The 26,439-nt window shown below is 66.1% G+C and carries 32 protein-coding genes; 5 read left to right on the top strand and 27 right to left on the bottom strand.

What is annotated here, in order from left to right; genetic code table 11:
* Positions 1-13: 13 nt before the first annotated feature.
* The 16 genes from C404_RS44845 to pilL2 form a co-directional block, all read right to left on the bottom strand.
* Positions 14-2,902: a conjugative transfer ATPase gene (locus C404_RS44845; RefSeq protein ID WP_021195315.1), complete on the bottom strand. Its 2,889-nt coding sequence runs from the start codon at positions 2,900-2,902 to the stop codon at positions 14-16.
* Entirely contained in the window at positions 2,902-3,351 is a 450-nt protein-coding gene (locus C404_RS44840) for a TIGR03751 family conjugal transfer lipoprotein (protein WP_031329484.1), read from the bottom strand. Before C404_RS44840 ends, C404_RS44845 begins: the two co-directional genes overlap by 1 nt.
* Complete coding sequence (locus C404_RS44835; RefSeq protein ID WP_021195313.1) at positions 3,332-4,750, bottom strand: TIGR03752 family integrating conjugative element protein; 1,419 nt, start codon at positions 4,748-4,750, stop codon at positions 3,332-3,334. Before C404_RS44835 ends, C404_RS44840 begins: the two co-directional genes overlap by 20 nt.
* The gene (locus tag C404_RS44830) at positions 4,740-5,654 is read right to left on the bottom strand and encodes a TIGR03749 family integrating conjugative element protein (protein ID WP_020207102.1); all 915 of its coding nucleotides are present in this window, start codon (positions 5,652-5,654) and stop codon (positions 4,740-4,742) included. Before C404_RS44830 ends, C404_RS44835 begins: the two co-directional genes overlap by 11 nt.
* Positions 5,651-6,343: a PFL_4703 family integrating conjugative element protein gene (locus C404_RS44825; protein ID WP_020207103.1), complete on the bottom strand. Its 693-nt coding sequence runs from the start codon at positions 6,341-6,343 to the stop codon at positions 5,651-5,653. Before C404_RS44825 ends, C404_RS44830 begins: the two co-directional genes overlap by 4 nt.
* Complete coding sequence (locus C404_RS44820) at positions 6,340-6,750, bottom strand: TIGR03750 family conjugal transfer protein (protein ID WP_021195312.1); 411 nt, start codon at positions 6,748-6,750, stop codon at positions 6,340-6,342. Before C404_RS44820 ends, C404_RS44825 begins: the two co-directional genes overlap by 4 nt.
* A gap of 11 nt (positions 6,751-6,761) precedes the next feature.
* Complete coding sequence (locus C404_RS44815) at positions 6,762-7,121, bottom strand: TIGR03745 family integrating conjugative element membrane protein (protein WP_021195311.1); 360 nt, start codon at positions 7,119-7,121, stop codon at positions 6,762-6,764.
* A 16-nt stretch (positions 7,122-7,137) separates the two neighbouring features.
* Positions 7,138-7,371, bottom strand: a complete 234-nt coding sequence (locus C404_RS44810) for a TIGR03758 family integrating conjugative element protein (protein ID WP_003821106.1) — start codon at positions 7,369-7,371, stop codon at positions 7,138-7,140.
* A complete protein-coding gene (locus tag C404_RS44805; protein ID WP_021195310.1) occupies positions 7,368-7,751 on the bottom strand; it encodes an integrative conjugative element protein, RAQPRD family in 384 nt (127 codons plus the stop codon). Before C404_RS44805 ends, C404_RS44810 begins: the two co-directional genes overlap by 4 nt.
* 98 nt (positions 7,752-7,849) lie before the next feature.
* Complete coding sequence (locus tag C404_RS44800) at positions 7,850-8,599, bottom strand: TIGR03747 family integrating conjugative element membrane protein (protein ID WP_013391805.1); 750 nt, start codon at positions 8,597-8,599, stop codon at positions 7,850-7,852.
* On the bottom strand, positions 8,596-10,785 hold the full coding sequence (traD, locus tag C404_RS44795) for a type IV conjugative transfer system coupling protein TraD (RefSeq protein ID WP_013391804.1): 2,190 nt from the start codon (positions 10,783-10,785) through the stop codon (positions 8,596-8,598). Before traD ends, C404_RS44800 begins: the two co-directional genes overlap by 4 nt.
* A 4-nt stretch (positions 10,786-10,789) precedes the next feature.
* A complete protein-coding gene (locus tag C404_RS44790; protein WP_013391803.1) occupies positions 10,790-11,329 on the bottom strand; it encodes an integrating conjugative element protein in 540 nt (179 codons plus the stop codon).
* Entirely contained in the window at positions 11,326-11,916 is a 591-nt protein-coding gene (locus tag C404_RS44785) for a transglycosylase SLT domain-containing protein (protein ID WP_013391802.1), read from the bottom strand. Before C404_RS44785 ends, C404_RS44790 begins: the two co-directional genes overlap by 4 nt.
* The gene (locus tag C404_RS44780; RefSeq protein WP_013391801.1) at positions 11,898-12,623 is read right to left on the bottom strand and encodes a TIGR03759 family integrating conjugative element protein; all 726 of its coding nucleotides are present in this window, start codon (positions 12,621-12,623) and stop codon (positions 11,898-11,900) included. Before C404_RS44780 ends, C404_RS44785 begins: the two co-directional genes overlap by 19 nt.
* A 14-nt stretch (positions 12,624-12,637) precedes the next feature.
* On the bottom strand, positions 12,638-13,282 hold the full coding sequence (locus C404_RS44775; protein WP_013391800.1) for a hypothetical protein: 645 nt from the start codon (positions 13,280-13,282) through the stop codon (positions 12,638-12,640).
* Positions 13,279-13,845 carry a PFGI-1 class ICE element type IV pilus protein PilL2 gene (gene pilL2, locus C404_RS44770; protein WP_013391799.1) on the bottom strand — a complete coding sequence of 189 codons (567 nt, stop codon included), beginning with the start codon at positions 13,843-13,845 and terminating at the stop codon, positions 13,279-13,281. Before pilL2 ends, C404_RS44775 begins: the two co-directional genes overlap by 4 nt.
* 150 nt (positions 13,846-13,995) lie before the next feature.
* Here pilL2 and C404_RS44765 point away from each other — a divergent pair, with 150 nt between their 5' ends.
* Genes C404_RS44765 through arsH form a run of 5 tightly spaced genes read left to right on the top strand, consistent with a single transcriptional unit; the run spans position 13,996 to position 17,073 of the window.
* Positions 13,996-14,334: an ArsR/SmtB family transcription factor gene (locus tag C404_RS44765; protein WP_021195309.1), complete on the top strand. Its 339-nt coding sequence runs from the start codon at positions 13,996-13,998 to the stop codon at positions 14,332-14,334.
* 2 nt (positions 14,335-14,336) lie between these two features.
* Positions 14,337-14,831 (top strand): arsenate reductase ArsC, encoded by a 495-nt coding sequence (locus C404_RS44760; RefSeq protein ID WP_006226020.1) that lies wholly within the window; start codon positions 14,337-14,339, stop codon positions 14,829-14,831.
* A gap of 11 nt (positions 14,832-14,842) precedes the next feature.
* Entirely contained in the window at positions 14,843-15,919 is a 1,077-nt protein-coding gene (gene arsB, locus C404_RS44755; RefSeq protein ID WP_006226019.1) for an ACR3 family arsenite efflux transporter, read from the top strand.
* Between the two features lie 16 nt (positions 15,920-15,935).
* On the top strand, positions 15,936-16,358 hold the full coding sequence (arsC, locus tag C404_RS44750) for an arsenate reductase (glutaredoxin) (RefSeq protein ID WP_006217715.1): 423 nt from the start codon (positions 15,936-15,938) through the stop codon (positions 16,356-16,358).
* Positions 16,351-17,073, top strand: a complete 723-nt coding sequence (gene arsH, locus C404_RS44745; RefSeq protein ID WP_021195308.1) for an arsenical resistance protein ArsH — start codon at positions 16,351-16,353, stop codon at positions 17,071-17,073. Before arsC ends, arsH begins: the two co-directional genes overlap by 8 nt.
* A gap of 59 nt (positions 17,074-17,132) precedes the next feature.
* Here the strand turns inward: arsH and C404_RS44740 are convergent, their stop codons facing one another.
* The 11 genes from C404_RS44740 to C404_RS44690 form a co-directional block, all read right to left on the bottom strand.
* On the bottom strand, positions 17,133-19,412 hold the full coding sequence (locus C404_RS44740) for a helicase-related protein (protein ID WP_021195307.1): 2,280 nt from the start codon (positions 19,410-19,412) through the stop codon (positions 17,133-17,135).
* Between the two features lie 136 nt (positions 19,413-19,548).
* Positions 19,549-19,854: a hypothetical protein gene (locus tag C404_RS44735; RefSeq protein WP_021195306.1), complete on the bottom strand. Its 306-nt coding sequence runs from the start codon at positions 19,852-19,854 to the stop codon at positions 19,549-19,551.
* A gap of 89 nt (positions 19,855-19,943) precedes the next feature.
* Positions 19,944-20,264, bottom strand: coding sequence for a hypothetical protein (locus C404_RS44730; protein ID WP_003120017.1), 321 nt, complete (start codon positions 20,262-20,264; stop codon positions 19,944-19,946).
* A 50-nt stretch (positions 20,265-20,314) separates the two neighbouring features.
* A complete protein-coding gene (locus tag C404_RS44725; protein ID WP_254919932.1) occupies positions 20,315-21,448 on the bottom strand; it encodes a DUF6094 domain-containing protein in 1,134 nt (377 codons plus the stop codon).
* 40 nt (positions 21,449-21,488) lie between these two features.
* The gene (locus tag C404_RS44720) at positions 21,489-22,136 is read right to left on the bottom strand and encodes a hypothetical protein (protein WP_003098901.1); all 648 of its coding nucleotides are present in this window, start codon (positions 22,134-22,136) and stop codon (positions 21,489-21,491) included.
* 76 nt (positions 22,137-22,212) lie between these two features.
* Complete coding sequence (locus tag C404_RS44715; RefSeq protein WP_021195305.1) at positions 22,213-22,473, bottom strand: hypothetical protein; 261 nt, start codon at positions 22,471-22,473, stop codon at positions 22,213-22,215.
* 16 nt (positions 22,474-22,489) lie between these two features.
* A complete protein-coding gene (locus tag C404_RS44710) occupies positions 22,490-22,897 on the bottom strand; it encodes a hypothetical protein (protein ID WP_011804742.1) in 408 nt (135 codons plus the stop codon).
* Between the two features lie 106 nt (positions 22,898-23,003).
* A complete protein-coding gene (locus tag C404_RS44705) occupies positions 23,004-23,342 on the bottom strand; it encodes a hypothetical protein (protein ID WP_003090121.1) in 339 nt (112 codons plus the stop codon).
* Positions 23,343-23,436: 94 nt separating this feature from the next.
* On the bottom strand, positions 23,437-24,126 hold the full coding sequence (locus C404_RS44700) for a DUF3275 family protein (RefSeq protein ID WP_003090119.1): 690 nt from the start codon (positions 24,124-24,126) through the stop codon (positions 23,437-23,439).
* A gap of 94 nt (positions 24,127-24,220) precedes the next feature.
* Positions 24,221-25,048: a DUF932 domain-containing protein gene (locus C404_RS44695; protein ID WP_021195304.1), complete on the bottom strand. Its 828-nt coding sequence runs from the start codon at positions 25,046-25,048 to the stop codon at positions 24,221-24,223.
* A gap of 144 nt (positions 25,049-25,192) precedes the next feature.
* Positions 25,193-26,098: a DUF3577 domain-containing protein gene (locus C404_RS44690; protein WP_003090115.1), complete on the bottom strand. Its 906-nt coding sequence runs from the start codon at positions 26,096-26,098 to the stop codon at positions 25,193-25,195.
* Between the last annotated feature and the right edge of the window lie 341 nt (positions 26,099-26,439).

Here is a 26,439-nt window from a genome sequence, read left to right as displayed (position 1 = left end):
GGCGTTCTCCGGCTTACGAAAGTTCCAAGGCGGGCGACTCGATGCCGCGTGCCTGGTCGATCTTCTCGGCCACCTTGAAGGCGGCTTCCAGCTCGGTGCAACCGTATTGCTGCATGAGCTGGTAGCGCTCGGCCTTCTCCTCGGGCTCGGTCTGCGCGAGCGCGAGGTAAAGGCTCGGCGGCACGGCGCGGAACAACACCTCCATGCTTTTGGAGAGGATGACACCCTCGGTGAACTTGCCTGCCTCTTTGCGCGCCGAGAGCATCAATGCCTTCTGCGCGGGCGAGAGTTCGCGGAACCGAGCGATCTTTTCCACTTCGTCCGGCGGCATCGACAGGCACAACCACCACTCAATCATGTTGAGCATGGGCTCCGCGGCGCGCGGCAGGTCGTCGATATTTTGTGTAGCCAACCAGTACCAGGCCCCTAGCTTGCGCCACATTTTTGTGATTTTTACTACGTAGGGTGCAAGCAGCGGGTTCTTGGTGATGATGTGACCTTCGTCGGTCACGTTGATGATCGGACGGCCCAGGTACTGGTCGCGCTCGGCGATGTTGTTCACCGTGCTGATCAGGCTGATGTAGGCGATGGAGAGCTGCGCGTTGTAGCCTTCGCGCGCATAGGTCGCGAGATCCACCAGGGTGATGTCGGCCTCGGGCCACGGCGTGCCGTCGCGGTCGAACATCTCGCCGTCCGTGCCTTGGCAGAACATGTCCATCGCGTCCGCCATCTCCAGCAGCCGCACGCGCCGCATCTCGGGCAGCGTCGGGGCCTGGCCGCGCGTGCGTAGCGCGTTGCGCACGTCGCGCGTGAGCACGGTGCGCTTCTCGCTACCACCTCCACCGTGGCAGTGCTCGGCGGCGTCGAGAATGCACTGGCGGATCAGCGAGCGATCGGCCCGCGTCATCCGCGCTTCTTCCTTGTCCTCACCGCCCGTGATCATCAGGCGCGCCGTGATCTCCAGTTCGCCCAAGACGTCGCGCTGCTCGTCCGCCTCCATGGCCGAGGCATCCGGTGGCAAGTCTTCGTCCAGCGCGTCGGCATCGAGTGTCTGCACGTCGCTGGGCGTCTCGATCAGCCGGCGTGCGTCAGCGAATGGCGCCAGGGTCACGCCCGAGCCCGGGGCCAGCTTGACCCGGTTCACGGTCAGGCCCAGGCGCCTGGCGAAGTCGCTGAACAAGCCGAAGCTGTTGCCGGCTTCCACGATAAAGAGGCGCGGCCGATAAATGGCCGTGACCTGGTTCAGCAGGTTGTTGAGCGTGGCGCTCTTGCCCGAGCCCGTCGGGCCGAACAGGAACAGGTGGGCATTCATCTGCCTGTCCAACCTGTTGAGCGGATCGAAGGTGATCGGTCCGCCGCCACGGTTGAACATCGTGATGCCGGGATGCCCCGTACCCTGGGCACGGCCCCATACCGGCGACAGGTTCGCCGCGTGCTGGGCGAACATCAGTTGCGTGTACCACCGGCGCCGATCCTTGCCGGGGTTGTAGCAGCACGGCAGCCAGCGCAGGTAGCTGTTGAGCGGCGCCACCTCGTCGTCCTCTCGCACTGGTTGCAAGCCGGCGTTGAGCATCACGTTCGTGAGGTCCAGGCCGCGCCGGTCCAGTTCCGCCTCGTCGCGCCCGCGCAGGTAGAACGCCAGCGTGCCCCGGTAGAGCTTGTGCGCGCTGCCGATCAGGGAGCGGGCCTCGTTCACGTCCTTGAGCGTCTGCTCCGACGCCAGCGTCTCGCCCACGGCCTTCTTCGCCAGGTGGTTCAGATCCGATTCAAGGACGTCCTGGGGCGTGGCGACCATCGTGAGACAAAGCAAGGTGTCTTCCGGCATCTGGTCGAACAGCGTGTTGATCGCATCGCCCTTGCGGGTCTCGCCGGTCAGGTGTCCCGTGCCGGGCGGCATGCGCAGCCGGTCGGTGATCAGCACACGGTGCGGCATGCCGTCGAAGTACCAGGTGCCGTGCTCCACGTCAGAGCGTGGCTGGCCGAAGAACAGCCGCTGGCTGAAATCCTGCCCACTCGCCAACTCGATCTCGCCGGCCTCGGTCTCGTCGGGGTAGCGCGCCAGTGCGTAGAAGCGCTCCCGGTCCTCTGTACTGGGCCCGAGCATCGCGGGGCGCGGATTGAACCACCGCAGCAGCCAGTCGTGAACGTCCGCCGCGACCATGCGCCGTGCCTGGATGCCGGCGTTCGCCAGCCCGCCGCACAGGCGGTCGCAGACGATGTTCAGCATCTGTTCGGGCGTCTGGCCGCGGCGGCTTGCCTGCCCGGTGGCACGGCGATAGACCACCATGCGCACGCGCCGCGTCTGCCCGCGCCAGCGCAGACGGGTAACCACCGTGTCCTCGAACAGGCCGCCCGGCTTGGCTACCGCGCGCAGGTGGTGACGGAAGAAGCGCAGGTAGAACTCGGTGAATGCCGTGCCGCGGGCGCGTGGCTGCACGTAGTCGCACAGGGTCTGCATGTATTGGTCAAAGCTCGGTTCGTCCTGTGCGTATAGCTGGAGCACCCAGGGGTTCTCGTCCAGTTCATCGAAGCTGTCCTGGAGCGCGTTTTCCAGGGCGTCGCGGGCATGCGCGAGCCAGCCAGGCTCCCGGCCCTCGGTGCCCAGCGGCACCAGCTCGAAGAAGGCGGCTACGGATTGACCGTCCTCCAACAGCATGGCCTTCGACTCGGGCAAGAATTCCACCCAGGGCAGCAGTTCCACGAAGGACGGGGCGACGCCGTACAGCGCCTGCTCCTCGGCCACGGTCGCCGGCCTGCGGCCCTGCACCGGGGCGCCGGGTTCGGGGATGCCGGCCTGCTGCAAGGCTTCGACGTGGCGCTGCCAGCCGTCCGGCTGCTCATCGCCGGCCGGGCCGCTGATGCCGGCGCCCGCCAGCTTCGGCCAGGGAAGTTTCCACCGCATCAGTAGGCCTCCACGCGCTCGCCTGGCATGGCGTACTGGATGCGCTGGTACAGGGGGAAGACCGTGGTGTAGCCCGGAACCGGCACCGGGTCCGTGCCCGCCAGGTGCGGATACACGTACATGACGAGATCGGGATTGGGCAGGCGCTGGAACTGGTGATGGACCTCGTTGCGCGCGGTGCGCGTATAGCGCATCTGCTCGGCAGGCGCGGCCTGCATGTCGGCGTCGGTCAGCGGCCGACGCAGGCTCTGGCGCGCATCGAGCAGTTGGCGGCCGGCATTCCGTCCGGCTGCGCCACCGCCGTCGCCGGCCTCCTGCTGCCAGATGTCCATCATCGTGCGGTCACCGTGGGTCAGCAGCTTTTCCTTGCTGGTGGCGCAGCCGCCGAGCGCCGCGACGGCGAGGACCAGCGCCAGGCCACGGGCCAAGCTATTCAAGTTCGAGTGCATGGCTTTCTCCTGCGCGGTGATCGACCTTGCGGCCTTCGGGATCGAAGTCGATGGCGAGCGGCTTTTCGAGGTGAACGGCGACCTTCGCGCCGGGCTGGACATAGACGGCGGCGAACGCTTGGCCGTAGAGCTTGTTGACCCAAGCCGACATGTCCCGCACGCCGCCCGCGAGAATTTGGCCGACCGCTTCCTGGCCGCTGATACCCACGGTGCCGATGGAGCCGTCCGAGCCGACATAGGACATGCGCCCGCTGTCGCTCTCGATGAGCGAGGCCACGCCGGCACCGGCCGCGGTGATCAGGGCTTGCGAGCCGAGGTATTGCTGGGCGTTGCTGCGCCGCTCGCCGCTGACGCAGGGAATGCCGTAGGGATCGCTGATCCAGCCCAAGCCATCGCGCTGCTGGTTGTTCTGCTGGTTTCCTTCGCGGTCTTCGGGAATCGTGCGGATCGTGCCGTCGTTGAAGACGAACGTGATGCTGCGCACCTGGCCGCGCACGCACGAAAGCGTCCAGTCGCCCGATGCGGTGCCGCTGAACACGGCGCCGGCCACGTCGGGAACCTCGATGCCATTGGCGGTCAGGTTGTCCGGCCCGACCAGCACTTTGAACGGATACGGATCGTTGACCGTGCCGTCGATCGGCACACGCCCGATCAGCGCGGTCATCGCGACCGAGCCCATGAGCGTGGAGTTCGTGGGGACGGTATAGACGGGCTTCGCGGCTTTGACCCCGGCGGCGCGCGCGTCCGCGTTCGCCACGATCTCAGCCGTGGTTTCCAGCGTGCGTTGCGCGGGGCCGAAGCTCGTCGGGAAGCTCATGCCGCCAGCCGTGCCGCGGCCCCCGTTGCGTCCCTCGGCAGGCTTCGCGTCATCCGGTTCAACCCAGCGCATGCCGCCTTCCATCCCGACCTCGTCCCCCCCCTGCAGCCCCAGGCCCACGGGCAGATCGGCATGGCTGCCGCCACGCCCGCCAATGCTGTCCAGGCGCCGCTGCAGATCGGCGAGCAGCCCCTCGGTCTGCTGGCGCTCGCTGGCCGCCTGCTGCTGGTCGCGCCGCAGGTTGGAGCGTTCGGACTCCAGCGCAGAGTTGATGCGCTGGTCGATCGAGTTCTCGCGCTGACGCAGCCGCTGGTTCTCCTCACGCTGGGACTTGTTGTCCGAGAGCGCCGTCTGAAGCTCGGTGCGCAACTGCTTCACCTGCGCCACCAGGGTCGCCACGGTGTCGCGCGGGGTATCGCCCTCGATGCCCAGTGCTTTCATTTCTTCGGGCGTGAGCCGGGCGCTGGCATCGCCAGCGGGTGGCGCCGACGTGCTGCCGCCCGAGAACAGCCGGATGCCGACGAACAGCACCAGCAGCGCGACCGGGATCATCAGCCACTTGAGCAGGCCGTTACTGCGCATGGTCGGCCTCCTTGCTTTCGGTGGCTTCGGCTTCTGGTTGCGGCAGATGCACGGCTGGATCGAAACGATGAATGGCCGGCAGCAGCGACTGCGCCAGGCCGCGCCCGCGCGTCACCAGGTACAGGACGGTCGTGTCCTCGGGCGTTCCGCGCGGACCCAGCGCCTCGTGCTGGAAGGTCGCGGTGAGGAAGTCGCCTTGCAGCACACGCGGATCAAGGTTGACCCAGCCGGAGCTGGTGTTGGTGAGGCGCACGGCCGTCACCCATTGGTCTTCCAGACGCCACGACGCGAGCGCCACCGCGCGAGCGGGCAATGTCGGCATCAACGTGCCGAGGTCCATGTCGCGCCGCAGATTGACGCGCATGACGCCCGGCAGTGGCTCCACGGTGCGCAGCGGCGCGTAAAGGTTCTGCGCGGCGAAGCGTGTCAGGACAACCGGAACCGGGGTTTCGCGCCGCACCGGCCGCACACCCGGCTGGTCTTGGCCACGCGCGGGAGGCTCCGCACCGTCAAGCTGCTCGCCATAGCGCGGGGGGGTACTGTTGCCCTCGACGATGCGCACTGGCTCCAGTTCGGCTTCCCCGTCCTTGGGCGACTCGGCCGCGATGTCCAGCAAAATCAGCGCGCCGGTGTCGGCGTCCTGCAATTGCAGCCGCGTGGGCTCAATCGGCTCGTTGGCGCGCAGGTACACCGCGCCGCCCGCACTCTGTACGCGCAGGCGTTCGCCGAGGCCCGCGGGCACGCCCACACGCACGTTCCGGTCGATGAACACGATGCGCTCCTGGCCGACCTTCAGCGGCACCGCCAGCGGCATGCGTTCCCAGCGCAGGATTTCCACCGCCTGGGCAACGGGTGCCGCGGCCACGGCCAGCAGCCCCAGCAGCGCGAGTACAGGGTGCTTCATGGGGTGGTTCCTCCTTGAGGAGCTTGCGGAGACAGGCCACTTGGCGCCGAGCGCGTCGGTTCCGGGGCGTTGATGCGCTGGGGCGTGCCGTCGTAGCAGTCGAGTGCCAGGCCGAAGGGGTTGCGCGCGGGGTCGATGTCCACCTTGGTGACTTTCACGGGGTAGCGCACCAGGGCGCGCTTGACTTGTTCCGCGCCGTAGTACTCGTCCGCGGTGATGTCCAGCGTCACCACCCAGTCGCGATCGGAGATCGTGCGCACGCGCGCCGTAGGGTCGTCGCCGTAGCCGCGGCCAGGGATTTCGTAGATGCCGCGCACGCGCTGGCGCAGCTCGCCCGTGCTGCGGCGGTAGTCGTAGTCCGCGCGCAGGAAGGCCTGGCAGGACGGGGTGAGGTACGGCGAGAGCGTGTGAAGGTTGCGCGGGTAGTCCTCTTCGCCATTGGTCGGCCATCGGTTGAGGGTCTGGAACACGTAGAACGTGAACGCATAGACCGATTCGGGCGGCACCTCCCACCACTTGCGGGTGCTGCCCGAGCGCAGGTCAGGCGGGACGTGGATGGTCAGGTCGCGCGGCGCGCTCCACCAGCCGCCACCCATGACCAGGGCGACGATGACCAGGGCACCGGCACCCAGGCGAAGCGTCCTGATGTGCGCCTGCAGGTGGGTGATCTCGTTCTTGAAGCGGCTCATCGTGCGCTCCTTGAAGCAGACCGCCGGGTGGTCCAGAAGCCGGAGCGCGAGATCAGCACATGGCCACCGACCCAGCCCGCCATCAGCGGATGGCGCGTGGCGATGCGCCATTGCAATTGCCGATACAGCCAGGTGTCGGGGCGCCCGCGCTTGAGGCGGCGCAGGATGCCGCCGCCGATGAACACGCCCAGCGCCACGCCCAGGACGACGAACGTCGGTGCCAGCGCGATCGTGCGGAACACCCAGGACAGCGGCGTGCCGACCAGCAGGCCGGCGGCACCGGACAGGCCGCAGCAGATCCACAGTTCGTCGGCGGTGAGGCCCCGCACAACCACGGGATGGCGATTGAGCCGGTTCGGAAGGAACGTGACCGTCCCGTCCGCGCGGACGTGCTGCTGCTCGGACATAGCGGCCTCGCTTACAGGATGCCGGTGGCTTCGGTGAGCAGCCAGATGCCGATCACGAGCAGGACGGCGCCGATGGCGACCGTGAGGCCGAACTGGCCCCACGTCTTGCGGCCAGTGTGGATTTCCGCGTAAGTGCCGTAGGCGTGGTAGCAGACGCCGATGAACATCGATGCCACCACCAGCAGGGCCACGAGCATGATGATGTCGTAGCCGTAGTTGCGGATGGTCTCCATGATGCCGTTGCCGGTGCCGCGCGTCGGGTTCTCCAACTGCGGCAGACCTTGTGCGAACGACAGCGCCGGCAGAGCGGCGGCGCCCAGGGCCACGGCGGCGCGCTGAGCAAAGCGGGAGGTGAGGATGCGGTTGTGCATGGTCGGGCCTTTCAGGTCAGGACAGGAGGAAGAAACTCAGGACGAGGTACATCGCGACGAAGCGGATGCAGACGCCGAGGAACTGGCGCTGGTTGAGGCGGCTCTCGGACCACCCCACGTAGGCCGTTCGGATGGCCCAGACGCCCCACACGAGCAGGACCGCGAACACGGCGCCGACCAGGACGGTCGCCATCGCCGAAGGCGCGATGCCGCTGTTGGCTTGAAATGCCGAGACCTGGGCGCCGTTCATTGCTCGCCCTCCGCAGTCGTCTTCGGCGATGGCGAAGCGGCCCGCTCGGTGCGGTAGTCGCCGGCCAGTTCGGAGGGGTCGCGCGGCTGAGCGCGTGATGGCGTCAGGTGGAACTGGATGCCGGCGCGCACGCGCGCCAAGTCAGCCAGCAGCCGCGGGTAGTCGAAGTGGTAGCGCTCGCCCGGCGTGATGGGGGTATGCGCGGCGCTGTCCGCGACGGTGCGTTCCAGCGCGTCGAGCTGGCGCAGCGCGGCGACCAACTCCTGGCGCTGCGCCGGGGACTCGGCCAAGGCCATCGGGGACCGGCCCAGCACGAGGGCCGTCACGAGAAAAGTGGGCACGCCGCGATGCGCGGCGCGCAGCCAGATCGAAGCCAACATCGCGCCATTCCTGTGTGATCAGCAATGGGTTGATCGTGGAGATCAGGGCTGTTTCAGGCCGCAAACAATAGGAACCCGGAAGCGACCGGATTGATGGCCTAGAGGTACTTTTTGAAGCTGCCCGCGGTCAGGCTCACGGCCAGTCCCAGCAAGGCTGCGCTGGGCAGCAGGATCAGCAGCGGATGCACCGAGATCGGCAGCGCGAGGTAGGTGATCCAGGGCAGCACGGCCAGCGGCATCAGGCTCGCTTTCGCGCGGTGGTAGATGAAGCCGGATTCCCGGCCCGCGCCGAACCGCCGCACGTCCCGCCGCACCAGGCCGTCGATCAGGCCGACGAATGCCGCAGTGAGGATCAGCGGCAGCGTGAGCACCAGGACCAGCAGGCGCACGAGGAACGTGAGCGTCGTGAAGGCCGCGGCGATCAGGTAGCTCTCGGCCCAGACATAGGCCTGGCTGATGTAATAGCGGAAGTTGCGCGTCGGCTCGCGGCTGGGCGCACGGGCGCGCTCGGCGGTCTGGCTCATGCGCTCCAGCAACCCCGAGCGCACGAACACCCACCCGTACCCGGTATCCACCAGCTCGTGCGCCGTGCGCCCGGGCTCCTGCACCACCACGCTGCGCGTGAAGTGGTTCGACAGGTGCCCGAGTTCGTACTGCAGCATCTGCTGGGAGTGGCGCCAGCCCTGGTCCTTCCAGAACAGGTGCATGCCGACGCACTCCACCACGATCGAGAACAGCAGCGAACCGATCAGCACCCCGAGCAGCCTGAACGGCAAGGTGATGGTGCCGACGATCAGCCCCTGGCGCTGGTTCTGCTCCCGCTGCGCGGTCGAGGCGGCATCCTTCATGGTGCGGCCTCGCCGGTGCTGTCGTCGGCGCCGGTGGCCACCGCGTCAGGCTCGGCCGGAGCGGCGTCATCCAGCAGGTCGTCGGGCAAGGCAGCCTCCTGCAAGGCTGGGGAACTGGTGAACTCCCACCATTGCGTGGCCTCGCTGTAGCTCTGACGCATGTACCCAGCCAGTTGCTGCAAGTCCGCCGGCATCACTTCATCGGGGTCAGGCGCTGGCAGTGGCATCCGGACCTTCCAGAGCTGACCACCCTGCAGCAGCGCGAAGCATTGGCCTTTGGGCAGGCCGACGACGTGGGATGGCTCGATCATCGGCACGCTCGACATGCTGATGCGGTCTTGCGTGTTGCTGGTGAAGTCCGTCGTCCCGCGGATGTCCGAGGCATCGGTCGCGCCGGAGACGATGGTGGTGGTATAGACCTCCACCTTGGGCAATTGACGGGTCAACAATTCCGCGGTGGCGGTTTCCCGAACCCGCAGCATGAACAGGTTGTTGAAGTTGCCGATCACCTGGCCGGCCTTCGCGCGGTTGCCGATGCGGGCCTCGATGTCCGAGAGCGTCTGCGTATACGCGGTCACCTGCAGCCCGGCACCGCCGCCCTTGTTGATAAGGGGGATGAACTCGTCGCCCATCAGTTCGTTGAACTCGTCGGCATGGACGTTGATGGGAATGCGCGTGCCAGCCGAGGCACCCGGCAGGCCGTCGTCGATCCCGTGCTTGTAGATGTGCCCGGCTACCGACACCAGGTCGGAGAACATGGAGTTGCCGACCGCCGCGGCGACTTCAGCATCCGACAGCGCATCCAGGCCGACATAGACCACGGCGCGCTTCCTGATGACTTGCATCCAGTCGAAGATCGGGCGCGCGTCAGACAGGTCGGAGTAATTCGGCGCCAGGAGTTGGGCGATCTTGCCGCTGGTGAGCTTTTCCAGCAGCGGCAGCAGCGATGCAACGATCTTGTCGAAGTAGGTCTTGTCGTAGCGCACCGCCGAGCGCAGGCCATCGAGCACAGGGTCGTAGTTGCGCGCCTGGGAGAGGTATTGCTCCAGCGCCACCACACGCTTCTCGCGCCCGATCATGTTCCTTGGGATGTTCTTCTCGTTGAGCTTGGCCTCGATCTGGACGATCACCTCCCAGGTCTTGGGCTCGGTCTTGGCGAAGTAGTGTTGGGCGTACTCCATGAACAGCGCGTCGATGTTGATTACGTGCCGCTGGATCAGCATGTAGTCCGGGCGCTGCCCCAGTTCCACCAATGCGCGCGCAATGATGTTGACGAAGCGCCATGCGAACTCGCGGAACGCTGCACTGTTGCCCTCGCCGGAGAGTTGCCCGGCAATGCGCGTGGCGACTTCACTGATGCGTCCGAAGCGCCCCACCGCGTTGTAGCGTGCAGAGAACTCGGGCCAGCCGAGGTGAAAGACGTAGAACTCGCCCTCGCGACCCGCTCGCTTGGCTTCGACGTACATGCGTTTCAAGAGATCCGCGTCGCCCTTGGGGTCGATGACGATCACGACCTCATGCTCACCGTCTGCATTCGTGCGACGGATGTCCTGGGTGACGAACAACTCGGCCAGCCGCGTCTTCCCCACGCGCGTGGTGCCCAGCACCAGCGAATGGCCGACGCGCTCACCCAGTGGCAGGCTGACGTCGACCTCGTCGGGTTCGATGCCGTGCAATCGCGGCAGGCCGCCTACCGGTGGCAGTGGCCGCACGGGGTTGAATGACACATCCCAGCCCGTGAGCCGTACGAGGCGAGACAGTGGAAACGGTGCGAACTCCAGCCGCTCCTCCAGGCGTCGCGCCAGCCGGTATGCCGGTGTTGGCTCGACGTAGCGGCGAAATTCCGGCCGGTACGTCTGCATCAGCCTGTGGGTGTGCTTCTGTTCCCACAGGAAACCGCGCCCCACGAACAGGCGCTGCTGGCTGACCGGCACGTCCCTGCTCGTCATCACGTAGCGCGGCAGGCGCCGGATGTTGCGGCGGTAGCGCAGGATCACCCGCGCATCGCGGTAGCGGATCGCGCCATAGGCGCCGAACGCCAGTGCGGCACCGACGCCCATGGCTGGGCTCAGCGCGAGCGACCACGGGGCCACCAGGGACAGAAACGCGGCGCCCGCACATGCCGCGACGGTGTATAGCTCCACCGCTGGGCGCAACAGGACTTCGACGGGCTGTTTCCCCGACATGGCCTCATTGCTCGATGCCGGTCGCCGTGATCAGCGCCGGGTAGTGCCGCAGGCCCAGGCGTTCGGCCAGATCATCGCCGGCCACGGGGGCCATCGGCACGCCAGGCGCCAGTGCGCGCAACCGCGCCAAAGCCTGCGCGGTCTCGACATTGACCACCAGGCCGACCGCGCCGCGGTCGTGCAGCGACGCCGCGTGACGGCGCAGCCAGGCTTGCGAGGTCTCATCGTCGCCGATGACCACGAAAGGCCGCAGGCCCGGTGCCTCGATCACGCGCCGCGCGACGAAGCCGGGCATCAGCTTCGCGCTGCGTACCGGCAGCATCGCTGCCTCGTCAGCGGGGGTGGCGGGAATCTGCGGCGTCGGAATGGGAGGCCGCAACGCGCTGTTGGCGCGTGGCTGCAGGTTAAGCGCTTCGTAGTACGGCAGCGCCGACGCGCCGCCGCGGTCCTCGACCACGATCAGCGGTTCGGCGGCATGCGCGACCAACGGCAGCGCCGCCAGCAGCGCGAGCAGGCCCCGCAGGGTCCAGAGCGGTTTCGTCATGGGGTCGACTCCTGACGCACGGCTCGCGCCGTGGCGATTGAGTGCGTGCCCTGCACGCGGGCGAGGTGTCGGGATACGCTGCGTCGATAGCGGGCGGCAGGCTCACCGCCCGCGGGCCGGTGGTAGCGGCCCATGGCCAGCAGCCAGTCTTCACCGGGGGTGTACTGCTCCTTGAGGATCTCGGCGGCGCTGGCGAGATTGCGGTACGGGTCCAACAAGTCGCAGGCATGGGTGTAGCGGTGCGGGTGGTAGCCCAGGTTGATCTGGCCCAGGCCCGCGTCGATGCGCGTGGGTGGCGTAGATCGCATCGCCTGCTGCAAACCGGCGCAGGCATCGGCACGGGTGGCGAAGCGCCGCGACTGGCCGGCGACATTCAGGGTCCACGGCCATGGGACGATGCGTCCATTGCGTCGCATGCCGCTCTCCTGCAAGGCCACGGCGTAGAGCACCGTCGAGGGAATGCCCGCGCGCTGTGCGGCAAGCTGGTAGGCCGGTGGCGGAACCTCCTGGGCATGGGCGGCGCAGGCGAACAGGCCCGCAGTGAGCGCCAGTGCGCGCAGCAGCGCCGTTACGGCTGGCGTTGCCATTGGCCGTTCACTTCGCGCACAACCGCAGGCAAATCGCCGGGCAGGCTCAGCGACAGCCAGCGGCCGCCGTCGTGGTTGAGCGTGATGCCGCCGCTGCGCACCCGGGCCGGGTCGATCTGGGCGCGCTTGGCCCAGTCGCGGATGCGCGCATCGTCCTGGCGGCTGCCGACCATGTAAAGGTCGAACTCGGCACCCGAGGATTGCAGGCGTTGGACGAGTTGCCCGCAAGCCGCGCAGCCGTCCTTGATGAACACTGCCGTGCGACCGCTGCCCCGCGCAGCGGCGGCGCCTGGCCTCTCGTCAGACAGGTTCACCCGCTGCATGCCGGGGTTCAGGCGCTGCCAGGCCTCGTCGTAGGCGCGCTGGTACGCGAGCAGCTTCTCCACGCGGCGCGCTTCGACTTGCACCTGCAGCTCTGCGTAGCGCCGCCGTTCTTCGTCGGTGCGCGCCTCGATGCCCAGGGCGGACAGCGGGTCCAGATTTGGCGAGTAGATGCCCAGCGGCCCATCCATCAAGTCGCGATAGCGCGCCCATTCCTGCGGTTGCAGGCCCCATTCGCCTGCCACCCGGTCGTCCAGGATGCGGGCGGCCAGCGGGCGCTCCTGGCTCTGCGCATTGCGGGCGGGGGTCGTGGCGGGCTGCTGCGCCCAGGCGGGCAACTGCATGGAGCCCAGCAGGAACGCGTACAGGATGATCGACGGCTTCATGTGGTGGGCTCCGGTCAAGGAATCGCCACGCGACGGGTCTGGTCGCCGGCCTGGAACACCGCGGCATTGCCCTCGATCGCCTGCAGGCGCCACGGACCCAGCGCATCACCCGGCAGCAGCACCTGGAGCTGATCGGGCGTGAAATCTCCGGCACTCGGGGCGACGGACACGCTGCGCTGACCCGCGCGCAGCTCAGCGCCGACGACACGAAATGGCAGCGGCGGCGGTTCGGACTTGGCGGTGGCCGGTTGGCTCGGGGTGCGCCGCTGGGTAGGCGCCGCTGCACGCGCAGTCGCTTGGCGCACCTTGATCTGCTCGACTTCGGTACGCAGCGCCTGAACGTCCTCGGCGGTGGCATAGCCACCCAGCGCCTGTTCGGCTTGAACGATGCGCGCCTCCATTGCCTGCCGAGCGTCTTGCAGGCCTGCGGCGGTGGCGGCTGCGGGCTGCTGCTGCAAGGCCCGCGTGGTCTCGGCCAGCCCGGTCACCTGGGCTTCGAGGCGCTGCAACCGGACATCGAGCTGCTGCTGGTCGGCCTGATCGGTCATCGTCTGGTGGCCCAGGATCGCGAAGACACTGAGACCCAGCAGCCAAAGCCAGAGCAGGCTTTGCAACACCACGGCGGCGGTCGGGCGCCGGAGCGGCTGTGCCGCGTTCATGGCTGGCCTCCCGCAAAGGGGAACGTCTGCACGGCCTCGGCAGCAGGCGGCTCGGACACCGGCTCGGCACCGGTGTCGCGACCAGGCCGCTCGAAGCAGACCTGCCGCGTCCGGTCATCGGCGTGCAGTTCCCAAGCCGGACCGGCCAGGGTGAGCAGTGCATCGCGCAAGGTCATGGGGCCGAGATGCAAGTGCGCCGCCGGCAGCGGCAGCGCGTACAGCTCGATCACCGCATGCGGGGTCTCGCAAAGCTGGTAGCCGCTGCGTTTGAGCACATGCCGCAGCCCGTCGCCGACCGTGGCGCGGACCTCCTCGGGCATGGACACGTCGATGGTCTGCACCAGCAGATCGCGCTGCGCCGCCATCGGCGCCAGCTCCACCAGGGTGTAGCGGCCATAGCGCACGACGGGAATGAACTCGGGCGGTGCAGCCTCGGGCGCGGGTGGGACGTCCTCGACGGTGCTGGCGGCCAGCGGCGGTGGCGTGGTCGCGCAGCCGCTGGCCAAGGCTGCGGCCAGGAGGCTGGTACCGACCAGACACCGGGATACATGGATTGCAGGCATGGCATCGGCTCTTCTGTTGCGATGCCGATACCTTGGCTGCGCGCGGCTGCGCGGTCAGTCAGAAATGCGAACTGGGGGGTGCCCGCTTTTGCAGTCCAACACATAGCGCAACCCGCAAATCCAACTGTGGTTTGCACATTAATTCTATAAATGTTGTATTATCGAATCATGAAAGAGGATCAAGCCATTTCCGCCTTAAACGCCCTGGCTCACACCCAGCGCCTGCGCGTGTTCCGCGCCTTGGTCGTTGCTGGCCCGGGCGGACTGACGCCAAGCACGCTAGCCGACCAGCTCGACGTGGCCCGCAACACCTTGTCCTTCCACTTGAAGGAGCTGGCCCATGCCGGCCTCGTCACCATCGAGCAGCAGGGTCGCAACCTGATCTATCGGGCCGAGTACGGCCACATGAACGGCCTCATCGGCTACCTGACCGAGCATTGCTGCCAAGGTGGCGTATGCGAGGTTTCTCCATCCAAGACCTGCTGCTGACCATGACCGATACCACTTACAACGCCTTGTTCATCTGTACGGGCAATTCGGCCCGCTCCATCCTCGCCGAAGGCATCCTCAACGACATGGGCCAGGGGCGGTTTCACGCCTGGTCGGCAGGTAGCCATCCGAAAGGCGAAGTTCACCCGCTGGCGCTCGCCACGCTGGAGCGGCTGCACCTTCCGACAACGGGCTACCGCAGCAAGAGCTGGGACGAGTTCGTGAAGCCCGATGCGCCGGTGTTCGATTTCATCTTCACCGTCTGCGACAACGCAGCCGGCGAGGCTTGTCCTCTATGGCCGGGCAAGCCGGTGTCGGCGCATTGGGGCGTGCCTGACCCGGCTGCCGTGGAAGGCTCCTTGGAACGACAAAGCAAGGCGTTCTTCGATACCGCCATGACGCTGCGCCGACGCATCGAGTTGTTCCTGTCGCTGCCGATCAAGAGTCTAGATGCCATGTCGTTGCAGCGCGAACTGCGCGACATCGGCCGCCAGTGAGGCCTGAACCGATGAGCGCAACCGATACCGCCGGCCCCGCGCCAGCAAACTCCGCCATGAGCGGCTTTGAGCGTTACCTGACGCTATGGGTGGCGGTGTGCATCATCGCGGGTATCGCTCTGGGCCAGTTCGCGCCCGCCGCATTCCAGGCCATCGGCCGCATGGAGATCGCTCAAGTCAACCTGCCGGTGGGCTTGCTGATCTGGGTGATGATCATCCCTATGCTGCTGAAGGTGGACTTCGCCGCGCTCGGCCAGGTGCGCCAGCATTGGCGAGGCATGGGGATCACGCTGTTCATCAATTGGGCCGTCAAGCCGTTCTCAATGGCACTTCTGGCGTGGATCTTCATCCGCCACGCTTTTGCTGATTGGCTGCCCGCCGACCAACTCGACAGCTACATCGCCGGCCTGATCCTGCTGGCTGCCGCACCGTGCACCGCAATGGTTTTCGTTTGGAGCCGACTGACTGGCGGCGATCCGGCATTTACGCTGTCGCAAGTGGCCTTGAACGACACCATCATGGTGCTCGCCTTCGCACCCATCGTCGGCCTGCTGCTGGGCCTGTCCTCGATCACGGTGCCTTGGGACACCTTGCTGGTGTCGGTGGGTTTGTACATCGTCATTCCGGTCATCCTGGCCCAGCTTTGGCGCCGGGCGCTGCTGCGCAAGGGACAGGCCGCGTTCGACAGGGCACTGGAACGCATCGGCCCGTTGTCCATCGCCGCGCTGTTGCTGACGCTGGTGCTGCTGTTCGCCTTCCAAGGCGAGGCCATCATCCGGCAGCCGCTGGTGATCGCCATGCTCGCGGTGCCGATCCTGATCCAGGTGTTCTTCAATTCCGGGCTGGCGTACTGGCTCAACCGCCAGGCGGGCGAAAAGCACTGCGTCGCTGGGCCATCCGCGTTGATTGGTGCCAGCAACTTCTTCGAGCTGGCCGTGGCCGCCGCCATCAGCCTATTCGGCTTCCATTCCGGTGCGGCACTCGCAACAGTGGTCGGCGTGCTCATCGAGGTGCCGGTCATGCTGCTGGTGGTGCGGGTGGTCAACCGCTCACGCGGCTGGTACGAACGCCGCGCGACCACTTCGTAATCTCCAAGAGGCATCCATGAGCACCATCACGATCTACCACAACCCAGCCTGCGGCACATCGCGCAACGTGCTGGGCCTGATCCGCAACAGCGGCGAGGAACCGACCATCATCGAGTACCTGAAGACGCCGCCCGGCCGCGACACGCTCCAGGCGCTGATCGCGGCGATGGGCGTGCCGGTGCGGGACATACTGCGCGAGAAAGGTACGCCCTATGCCGAACTCGACCTGGGCAACCCGAAGTGGAGCGACGACGACCTGATCGGTTTCATGCTCCAGCATCCCATTCTCATCAACCGGCCGATCGTGGTCACGCCGCTGGGTGTGCGCCTGTGCCGGCCATCGGAAGCCGTGCTCGACCTTCTGCCGCAACCGCAGCGCGGCGCGTTCAACAAGGAAGACGGCGAGCCGCTGGTTGATGAGAAAGGCCGTCGTGTCTGAAGCCCGCCTCGACCTGCCAAACATCGACGCGGCGCTGTTCCAGCAACCAGACGCCGAACACCTGTTCGCGCCGGCACGGACCACCCACGCGCCGCGCTTCCTGCTGCTCTACGGCTCGCTGCGCGAACGCTCGTTCAGCCGCCTCGCAGCCGAAGAAGCCGCCCGCATCCTGCGGGCGCTGGGCGGTGAAACCCGATTGTTCAATCCGTCCGGCCTGCCGCTGGTGGACGATGCACCCGCTGATCACCCCAAGGTCAAGGAACTGCACGAACTGGTGCAATGGGCCGAAGGCATGGTGTGGAGTTCGCCGGAGCGCCACGGCGCGATGACCGGCCTGATGAAGACGCAGATCGACTGGATTCCGCTGTCGGTCGGCGCGGTGCGCCCGACCCAGGGCAAGACGCTGGCGGTGATGCAGGTGTCGGGCGGCTCGCAGTCCTTCAACGCGGTCAACCAGATGCGCGTGCTCGGCCGCTGGATGCGGATGCTGACCATCCCGAACCAGTCCTCGGTCGCCAAGGCATACCAGGAGTTCGACGAGGTCGGGCGCATGAAGCCCTCGGCCTATTACGACCGCATCGTGGACGTGATGGAAGAACTGATGAAGTTCACGCTGCTCACGCGCGACGTGGCGCCGTATCTGGTGGATCGTTACAGCGAGCGCAAGGAAAGCGCTGAATCACTGTCCAGGCGTGTACGGCAAGGTGCAATTTGACGCTGCGAGGCGCTGAAAAAAGAGCCGACGACCTCTCGGTCGTCGGCATTGTGTGAAGTTCAGGCGGCGACCAATTGCCGGGCCAGTGCGACCTCGACGGAATCACCATCCTGGTTCAGAACATCGAGCCCGGATTCAGGCACGTCGCCCGAGGTGGACTGCGAGACCATGATCTTCTTGGCCATCAGCTCCAGGCAGGTCATCTGCGAAGAACCGGCATAGCCAAGGTAGATCACGCGCACGGGCTGCTTTTGCCCGATGCGCCAGGAGCGGCGTGCCGCCTGCTGGAGCGAGTACACGTTGTAGCCCGACTGCATGAACACGATCGTCGGGAACTCCAACAGGTCCAGCCCCGTCTTGACCAGCTCGGGGTTAGTGATGAGCACGTCGATGCCACGGTCCAGTTGCTCGGCGATCCAGTCTTCGCGGCGGCTGGCGTCCACGCTCGCGCGCAGCACCGCCACTTTGAAGCCCTCCTGCTCCAGCAGCACCTTCAGGCGCGACGTGGTGTCGCGCGTGCCGGTATAGACCGTGTAGGCCAGGACCTTGCGACCCTGTGCCTTCTCCTCTTTGCAGATGTCGATCAGCTCGCGCTCTTTCGGTGTCACCTCGAACTCGTTGAACTGAGCCGGGACGAACGCCAAGGTGTTGCGCGTGCGCGGATGCACCACGGTCTCCGACCGGAAGCAGCAATCCGGCCAGGCCAGCAGCACGTTGAGAACCACGCCCAGCAAGGTCGTATCGCGTCGCGCCAGAGCCTGTTTCAGCTCGGCGGTCAGCCGACCCGCCAGATCGCGGTAGGCCGCGGCTTGTGCCGTGTCCATCGCGACTTCACGGAACTCCTCGTCATAAGGCGGCAGGACGTTGCCGCCGATGTCCTTGAGCTTGAGGAAGATCGTGAACGGCAGGATGCAGCGCAAGACGCCCTTGGGGCCGAAGCCCGGGGCCTTGACCGTGCGCACCGATACCTTGGTGCCCTTGGCCGTCTTGTGCGCCGTGCCGGTGCTCTCGGAGTAGATGTCCTTCAAGACCCCGTGATCGCGCATGAACGCCATCGCAGCCGAGGTCATGCTGCCGCTCGTGGTCGGGCGGTAGCCGTCTTCGATCATCCGCCCAGGCAGGGCTCGGAACAGCAGATAGAACAGGTCGTCCCCATAGCCGCCCATCAGCGTGCCAGTCAGCAGCAAGGTCTTGCGAGCCTTCGCCGCCAGCACGCCCATGGCCTGACCTTGGGCACTGCCACCGTTCTTGTACTCATGCGCTTCATCAGCGATGAGCAGATCGAACGTGCCTTGCGGCAAGTACCGCTTGATGAACTCGGACGGCTGATAGCCGCCCTCGCCAAAGCCGAACTCCATGTTGGCCATCGCACGTTCCATGCGCGTGGCCTGACGGTCAGAAAACACCAGCTCGCCGTTGCCGTCCATCAAGTTGATGAACTCGTGGATGTTGTCGCCGAGCATCGATGCCAGGAACCCGTCCCCAAACTTCTGCATCAGCTTCTGCGCGGTGACTTCCCCGATCGTCGGAATGCGCTTCAAGGCTTTGAGCACGGCCGAGGATTGATCGCTGCCGGACAGGCTGCGCGGGCGGATCAGTGTCCACAGGGGCGCGGCGCAGTGGCCGCACTTCCTGCGGGACTCCTCGGCTTGGAGCGCGACCGGGTTGACCGGCTCGCCGTCGAGGTCGGTAATGACCGTGCCGCAGTCCGGGCAAGCCGCCACGTCGCCGTGGCGGGTGCGTCGCTGGGTGAAGACCGGCTTCCAGTTAAAGCCCATCCGCATCCGCACGCGCCCCAGGACGAAGAACTCCTGGCCCGTGGGCTGCACGCCCAACTGCTCACGCAGCTTGATGAGTTTGACGAGCGTATCCGGCCCATTGAGCACCCATACCTTGGCGCCGGCCACCGTCTCCTGGATCTCCCGCCGCCACTTGTAAACCAGGTGCGGTGGCGACAGGACCAGAGTGCGGCGGTAGCCTTCGGCGTTGAGCACGGCGGCCGCGGCGATGCCGACGGTCGTCTTACCGCAGCCCATCTCGCCATTGACGATCGCGGCGCGTTCGCCACGGTCGATCAGCAGCTCGGCGGCGGCGTGGACGACTTCGGCCTGTGCTGGGAACAGCTTGCGCTTGAGGCTGGCGACGACGAGTTGCCGGTGCGCCTGCGGTTGGCCGGTATAGACCGGCGGGTTGGCGCTGTTGAGGGCGTCGAGCAGTTCGTCGCCGAACTCGCCGACGAAATCCTGAAGGCTCAGGGTCAGAGGGTTGGATTCCGCGTCCAGCAGTTCGCCCTGCACGGGCGTGGCTTCAGCGGCAGTGGTTTCGAGATCGAGGGACATGGTGATGCTCCAAAGAAAAATGGGGCATGCACCACCCCCAGCGGGGCAATGGCATGCCCCGTGGTGGGAGGAGAATCGGCGCGTGGCCGAAGGTGGTTGAAGATGCTGGCCTGGGTGGCCCGCGGGTGAACCGTGCTCAGTCCTCGGACGGCAGCACGATGGCGGTGATGCTGCGCCCCGTATCGGTGATGATGCGAATGGCGAGTCCCGGGTGGATCACGTAGTGCGATTCCAGCGGCGCGCCTGATTGAAGCGCAGAGCTGTTGGCCTCCCATTGCTGGGCGGTGACGTCGCCCCAGTCGCCGCGGGCGTGCCGTCTGAAGTACGGAATCGGGTCCAGGCGACCCGCGTTGAACAGGCGGTTGATACCTCTGCTGAAGATGAGCGCCCCAATGGGGAACGTCAGCCTGTGGCAGTAGGTTTCGATACGATGCGATGCCATGGGCTCCTCCTTGATGGTTCATTGGGCCACGACACCCCTGCCGGAGTGAAGTGGCTCCGTCAGGTGGATGAAGATGACGATGTGGGGCCTCAGATCAGGTCCCGCTCTTCGGGAAGCTGGACCACCGTGGTCTGGTGGTCTTCGCTGGTCTTGACGATCAGCGCCAGGTCCGGCGTGATCCTGAACTGCGAAATCATCAGGTTGTCCTGTTGGATCGCCACGTCGTTGGCTTGGCGGGTGGCCTCATCGATCTCGCCCCAGTCCCCGCGCACATGGCGCTGGACATAGGCCAAGGGGTCAATCAGGCCTCGCCGGGCCAGCCAATGCACCTTCTCGCTCAACTTCAACGTACTCGGTGTGAACAACGGTTGCTTGTGCGGCGCAGGCCGCTTGAACGGATTGGGGATCATGGTGTTTCTCCTTCGAGTTGGTACAGCAGGACGGCAGCGCGTCCGGTGGATCAGCGAATGGTCAACACCTCGCCCCGTGTCGGGGAGCCAGGCGTCATGTCCCACGCGCGGATGACAGGCACGAACTTGTCGGTGAGGATGCGTGTCTCGGCGATGGAGCCGTCTTCGCGTTCGGTGAATTCCCGCTGGAGCGTCTTGTCCTTGTGGGTGTCACCTTTGACGACGAGCACGCGCCCCGTCTGGGAGCGCACGACGCCGGAGATCGCGCCCGCGGCCAGAGCCAGGGCGAGATGCCAGTGGGACAAGGCCCGCGCCGGTGGACGCAGCGACTGCTGCGCGGTCCCCAAGTGCGTGTCCAGCGACGGCCAAAGGCCTTGCAGCCGGCCAACCTCGTCGGCGAACTGTTCGGGCTCCATCGTCACGCGGAAGAAATGCTCCGGCTCGGCCGGACTGGCGGGGACGATGTACGGCAGGAACGGCCATTCGCTCGGCAGTTCCTCGGCTTCGACTTCGCCAAGCCCAACCTGCAGCAGCAGATTGCGCACGGCCTTGACGCCATCGGGTGCCAGCTCCCGCTGACGGACCCGGCGGCCGAAGATCACCACCTGCTTGAACTGCGTTTCCACCGCTCGGTAGATACGCAGATCGGTGTAGTGGCGCGTCAACCAGCCGACCAGCTCCGCGTCGAGCACGTAGCCGGGGACGATGAAGACCAGCACGCCGCCGTATTGCAACAGCGACAGCGAACGCTGATAGAACAGCTTTTCGAGGCGGGCACGGCCCTGGCCCTGATAGCCGATGTTGCCGTTGACGTCCTTGGACAGGTCGCCATACGGTGGATTCAGCCACAGTAGTCCGAAGGACTGCTTGGAGATCATCGTGTCCATCAGGTCCGCGTGCAGGCAGTGATCGACCAGGCCGCGGGCATGGCGCGCCCGCTCGGCGTCGAATTCGACGGCGAACGCCTTGGCCTGTTCGCGCCCGAGGGCATGAGAGGCTTCGGCGATTGCCACGCCTTCACCGGCGCAGGGATCGAGGATGCACATCGGCCCGTCGCTGGGCATCAGTGCGTTGAGGGCTCTTTCGAGCGTGGGTTCGTCGGTCGGGTAGTACCCATTTTTGGCGAAATTGCGGGCGAGCCGCGGGAACATGAGAGCCATGGAAGTCTCCTGGTTGGCGGGGATGAATGACGGAAGCACGCCAAGGCGTGCCTCCGAGGGTGGGTCAAGCCGCTACCGCTTCCGGCGTCCAAATCTTGGCCGGATAGGGATAGGCGGTGAGCGCGTCACTGCGGATCAGGGAGCCCAGCGCCAAGCTCAGCGCCGGCACGTCGATGGCGAGCCGATGGCCTTCCAGCGGCCCGAGGGCGAACGGAAGGCGGGCCAGCATCTCGCGGCTTTGCAGCAGTTCCAGCACGGTCTCGCGCCAGTGGTCGAGCAGCGGCAACGGGCAGGTGTCCCGCACCAGCATCCACAGGCGGTCAAGCCGGTGGGCGCTGTCACGTGGCAGCAGTGCCAATGCGCTGGCGTTGGCCTTGTCGGGCTTGACGCAGCGCCGGTCGAACAGCCACACGTTGGACAGCGAACCGAACAGCGTTCGCCGGTAGGCGCGCGTGATGCGCTTTTCCAGGCGATCGACGTTGCCGATGAATACCGGGACGCTGCCGCCCTGGTCGGTGATGACGTGGAACTGGTCCAGTCCCTGCTCGTCGCGCCCGAGGGTCAGGCGTGCAAGGAACTGCTGGACGGCGGTGTCCCGCGCCCAGATGGACAGGAAGATCAGGTTGCCCTGGTCATCGCCGACGCAGGCGTCGGCCATCACGTCCGGGCATTCGTCGATGCGGTACAGCGTGGAAGAAGTGTTTGCGGGCATGGTGGTGTCCTCGGATGAACGGGAACAGCACCGCCCGCTGGGGCAAGTACTGCCCCAGGGGGTGGAAGAAAACCGCTCAGTCCGGCTCGAACTGCCGGGTGTGCGGGTTGAAGTGAAGCGGCTCGTCCGCCGAAGTGATCGGCGTGAAGCCTTCCAGGTAGATGTTGTTGAGGTACTGGTCGCGGTAGGTCAGCGCCTGCCGTGCCTGCTCCTCGGTGAGGCCGTTGTCGATGAAGTACCCCAGCATTTCCTCGTCGGAGGAAACTTCGTCGTTGGACAAACTGCCTTCAACGAGCTTCAACAGCGAGAGCGGGAGTGCAGCCAGGATCGGGTCCATGTCGGTTCCTCCTGGCTCAGGCCAACAGCGCCGCGGCGGGTGCCGTGACAGCCGTGGGTGTGCGCCGCCGTGCGTGGTAGGCGCGAACGCCTGCACGCCAGTCGGCGGACTGCTCCGGTGCGAGGTCCAGATAGGACAGCGGGCACGAGTAATAGTACGGATGCATGGACTCTTCCAGCGGCTTGTAGCCCCACTGGTTGCCGCTGCGTTCCAGCAGATCGCAGCGGATGTAGCGCAGGGACTGGCCCGGCGCGAGATCACGATGCACACCTTCGACCTTGGCGGTCAGTTCGACCACGGACCACAGCACGTTGCCGCGCAATGCGTGAGCGATAACCTTCGCGCTGACGCGCTCGGTCTGCTGTGGTGCGATCAGTTCCGCGATCAGTTCAGACCGCGATTGGGGAGAGAAATACCAGCCCATGAGAGGCCTCCTCGAAAAGTTGAGCTGGAGGCCTCCCCGTGGGGAAGAACCCCCAGTGGGTGATGGAATGCCGCAGGTGCAGCGAAGGAAAACCTATGCCTTGCCCTTAGTCCCAGTCGTCATCGTCGCGATCACAACCAGCCGGGCAGCTGCCGAACTCGATCCCATGCGAGCAATAGCCGTGCTCCGCATTCCAGTCCTGGGTTTCCTGCCGTTCGGCCGGTGTTGCGTAGTCCCATTCCTGTGCGATCTTCAGCGCCTGTGCGCGCTGTTCTTCGGGCAATCGACCGAGTTGCGCGTCGATCGCCGAACTGAAGCGTTCGACGTAGTAGTCGTGAGACAGTCCGCAACCCTTGGTGGCTTGTGCGGCTGCCGTCTCGCAGAGAGCCCGCCACGCGGGTTCATCCAGCGCGGAGCGGGGGATATCGCAAGCGATGGTGGACATGATGAAGACCTCCAGAAGATGGCCAGGGCCTCCCCCGCATGGGGAAGGGACCCCGGCGGGTGGATGAAGAACACCGCGCATGCGGCGTCTGCGATCACGCAGGTTGCAGTTCGGCCTGGCGGCTCCACTCCTGCGTCTTGAAGTCCAGCGCGTAGCCCAGCTCGCCCAGGCGGGCGATCTGTGCACGCAAAGCGCGGCGGTCGATGGTCGAATCCAGTTTCACGGACTCGCCCAGCGGCCACAGCAGGCCGAAGAGCGCGGGGTCACCGTCTTGGGTGCTGCCGGGGGCAGCAGCCTCAGCAGGTGGCGGCGCATCCACGCCAAAGGGCGTGGTATCGACCATCGGGTCCGCGGACGCCTGCACGGGTGCGGGCTTGGCGGGCCTGGACGCCTTGGTGGGCTTGGCCGGCGTTGCCGCAGGCTGCGCCCCTTGCTCTTCATCGAGCGGATCGACGTCCTGGGTGGCGAAGCTGCGGGCTTCGTCGCGGCTGAGTTTGTCGATGCCGTTGAGCGTCATGCCGTCGAGGCTGGCACGGATCTCGAACCGCATGCCGCCGCCGACCGGATAGGACTTCGGGAAGATGTACCTGATTATGAATTCCCCGTCGTACTTGCCTTCGGGGTACTGCTCCAGCTCCGGGTCTTTGACCTCGAACGTACCGAGGTGCGTGGCGAGGCGGCCAACCGTGAACGGGCCGTTCTTGCCGCGGATGGTACGCAGCGTGAGCTGGCCGGGGACGACGATGGGCGCAACCGATTTCTCGGGTGCCGATGGGGTTGCCATGATGGTTCTCCTGATGATGAATGACGGGCCGCCGACGGCACCCGGTGGATGAGAGGAAATGGCCTCGCCCGAGGTGGGCGAGGTCCGCGTGGCATCACGCCTTGAGCTGGCGCATGCCTTCGGCCAGCAGCCACAACGCCCGGTTCAGGCGCAGGTTCTGGTCGATGCCTTGCACCGGACGGGTGCGCTGATTGCGGCCGTTGGCCGTGCGTCCGTTCAGGCCCCCTTTGACGAGGTTCTCCTGGACGCGGTTGAAGACGGCCCACAGGTCGTTCTTGCGGTCGTCCCATCGCCGGGGTGCCAGCAGTTGGCTCTCCGTGACAGGCGTGGACTTGGCTGGATCGTCGTACTTGAGTGCGAGCGCGGAGTTTGCAAAGAGCTCCGCTTCGCCCTCATCGAGGGTGATGGTGCGCATCGCATCGCGCGCGTTCTGCACGCGCTCGAAGCCGTCGAGGACTCCGTAGGCACCTTCGATCACCTGGCTGGCCACGTCGCCCTTGTGGGGAACGCGGATGTCGGCGGTGGTGTCACCGCAAACCAGGCCGTTGTGGCAGACGAGCCGGAACATGCCGGCGAGCATCTGATAGCTGCTCGTGCCGTCGTGGCTGTTGAGCAGGATGATCTCGTTCGCCTCGTCGCCGTTGATCTGGCTTGCATGGCGAAGTCGGATGAGGTGCTTCGTGTACTCGCGCCGGTCTTCGTTGCGCACGCGTGTCTGGCACACCATGAAGGGCTCGAAGCCCTCCTGGCGCAACTTGGTCAGCACGGTCGAGGTCGGTATGTAGGCATACCGATCGGACCGGCTCCCATGCGGAGCGTCGGCGAAGATCGACGGAACGACGGCGCGAATGCGGTCGTCCGAGAGTGGACGATCGGAGCGCAGGATCGGGGATTGCGGAGCAAAACGGGATGCCAGAGACATGGCTGATCTCCTTTGAGAAATGCGACAACCGCGCGGCCGTGAGATCACGCGGAACTCGGGGGATGAAATGCGCAAGCGCGCGTCCTAGGGACGCGGCGGATGCGGGAAGAGAAGCGACAAGGCCCCGTGAGGGGCCATGCCGTATCAGAACGAAGCAGCCAATGCCGGCTCCTGCTCCTCGACTTGCGCCTCGGGCTCGCGCTCGGCGGGCTCGGTGGCCGTGTCGATGGCGTCGTCGGCTTCGGACGCGGATGCGTCTTCGGCCAGCGGCGCCTCGGGTTGCGCCTGGCTCGTCGGATAGACCTGGGTGCCGTCGATCTTGATCAGACCGATGTGGACCAGCGTCGATTCCAGGCTTGCGGCCGGTTCCCCGGCGTGCTCGCCCTTGGTGCGGATGTACGGATCGATCTTCATGTCGTTCAGACGGAAGGCGATCAGCACCTTGCGGTCACCCTCGATGGCCTGGACGCACCGGCGAACCAGATGCTCGGCTTCCGGGGTGGCGACGATGGTGTCGAAGTACCGATACTCCGGTTCATCGACAGGCCCGGCCAGTGCTGCGACGGTGCAAGAGAGGAACGAGTCGCCAGCCTTTGGGGTGACGTCCTTCACACGATTGAGATAGCCGATGCCACGGGTGATCAGCTCGTGCTGCTCGATCGAAGCCAGTTCGGCCCGGTCGATCAGTTCGGCCTTGAGCAGTCGCGCCTTGAGGGACGCGGCGGCCTGACCTTTCTGCTCGCCCTTGTCGCGGATGTACGCATCGCCCCACAGGTCGCCGAGGCGGAAGCGCACCAGCGGGCGCTGCTTGGGATCGTCAACGCCGATGTAGCGCTGAACGAGCTTCTTGGCCTCGGCACCCGAGACTTTGACGTCGAAGTAGCGGTAGCTGGGGTCCCGGGCGGGGCCGACCAGCGCGGCGATGGTGCATGCCAGGAAAGGCTGCGCACGGCGGCCGCCCCGGACGGGCACTTCACGGACACGCTGGATGTAGCCGATGCCCGAGGTGTGGAGGTCGAAATACGATTTCTCGTTGGACGTGGTGTTCATGGTGAATCTCCATTGGGATGAAGCGGAGACACACCGGCCCACGCATGCGGGGAAGGTGCGTAACCCCGCGGTGGGTTGATAAGGCGAAAGCATCCGCCACCAGGACTGGTGGCCGCTCGCGGATGGATGCGGTGCGAGCTGGTTCGGTCACGCAGTGGGAACTGCGACGCAACCTCGAAGACCGATGGTTGCCTGGCATGTCGCTGACAACGTCAGCAGGCATGGGGCCAGCATGGCGGGGCCTCGCGCGCGCGGCAGCAATCAATCGGCACCCGGGCGCTTCCCTTTGTCCGCGCCACCCGGCGCCTGTCACAGGCACTTGGCGCCGCGCAGGTGCTCGG

The sequence above is a fragment of the Ralstonia sp. AU12-08 genome (genome assembly GCF_000442475.1).
In the GTDB taxonomy this organism is placed as follows: domain Bacteria; phylum Pseudomonadota; class Gammaproteobacteria; order Burkholderiales; family Burkholderiaceae; genus Ralstonia; species Ralstonia insidiosa.
Note: the sequence above shows the minus strand (reverse complement) of the source record. Positions and strands in the feature narration are given on the sequence as shown.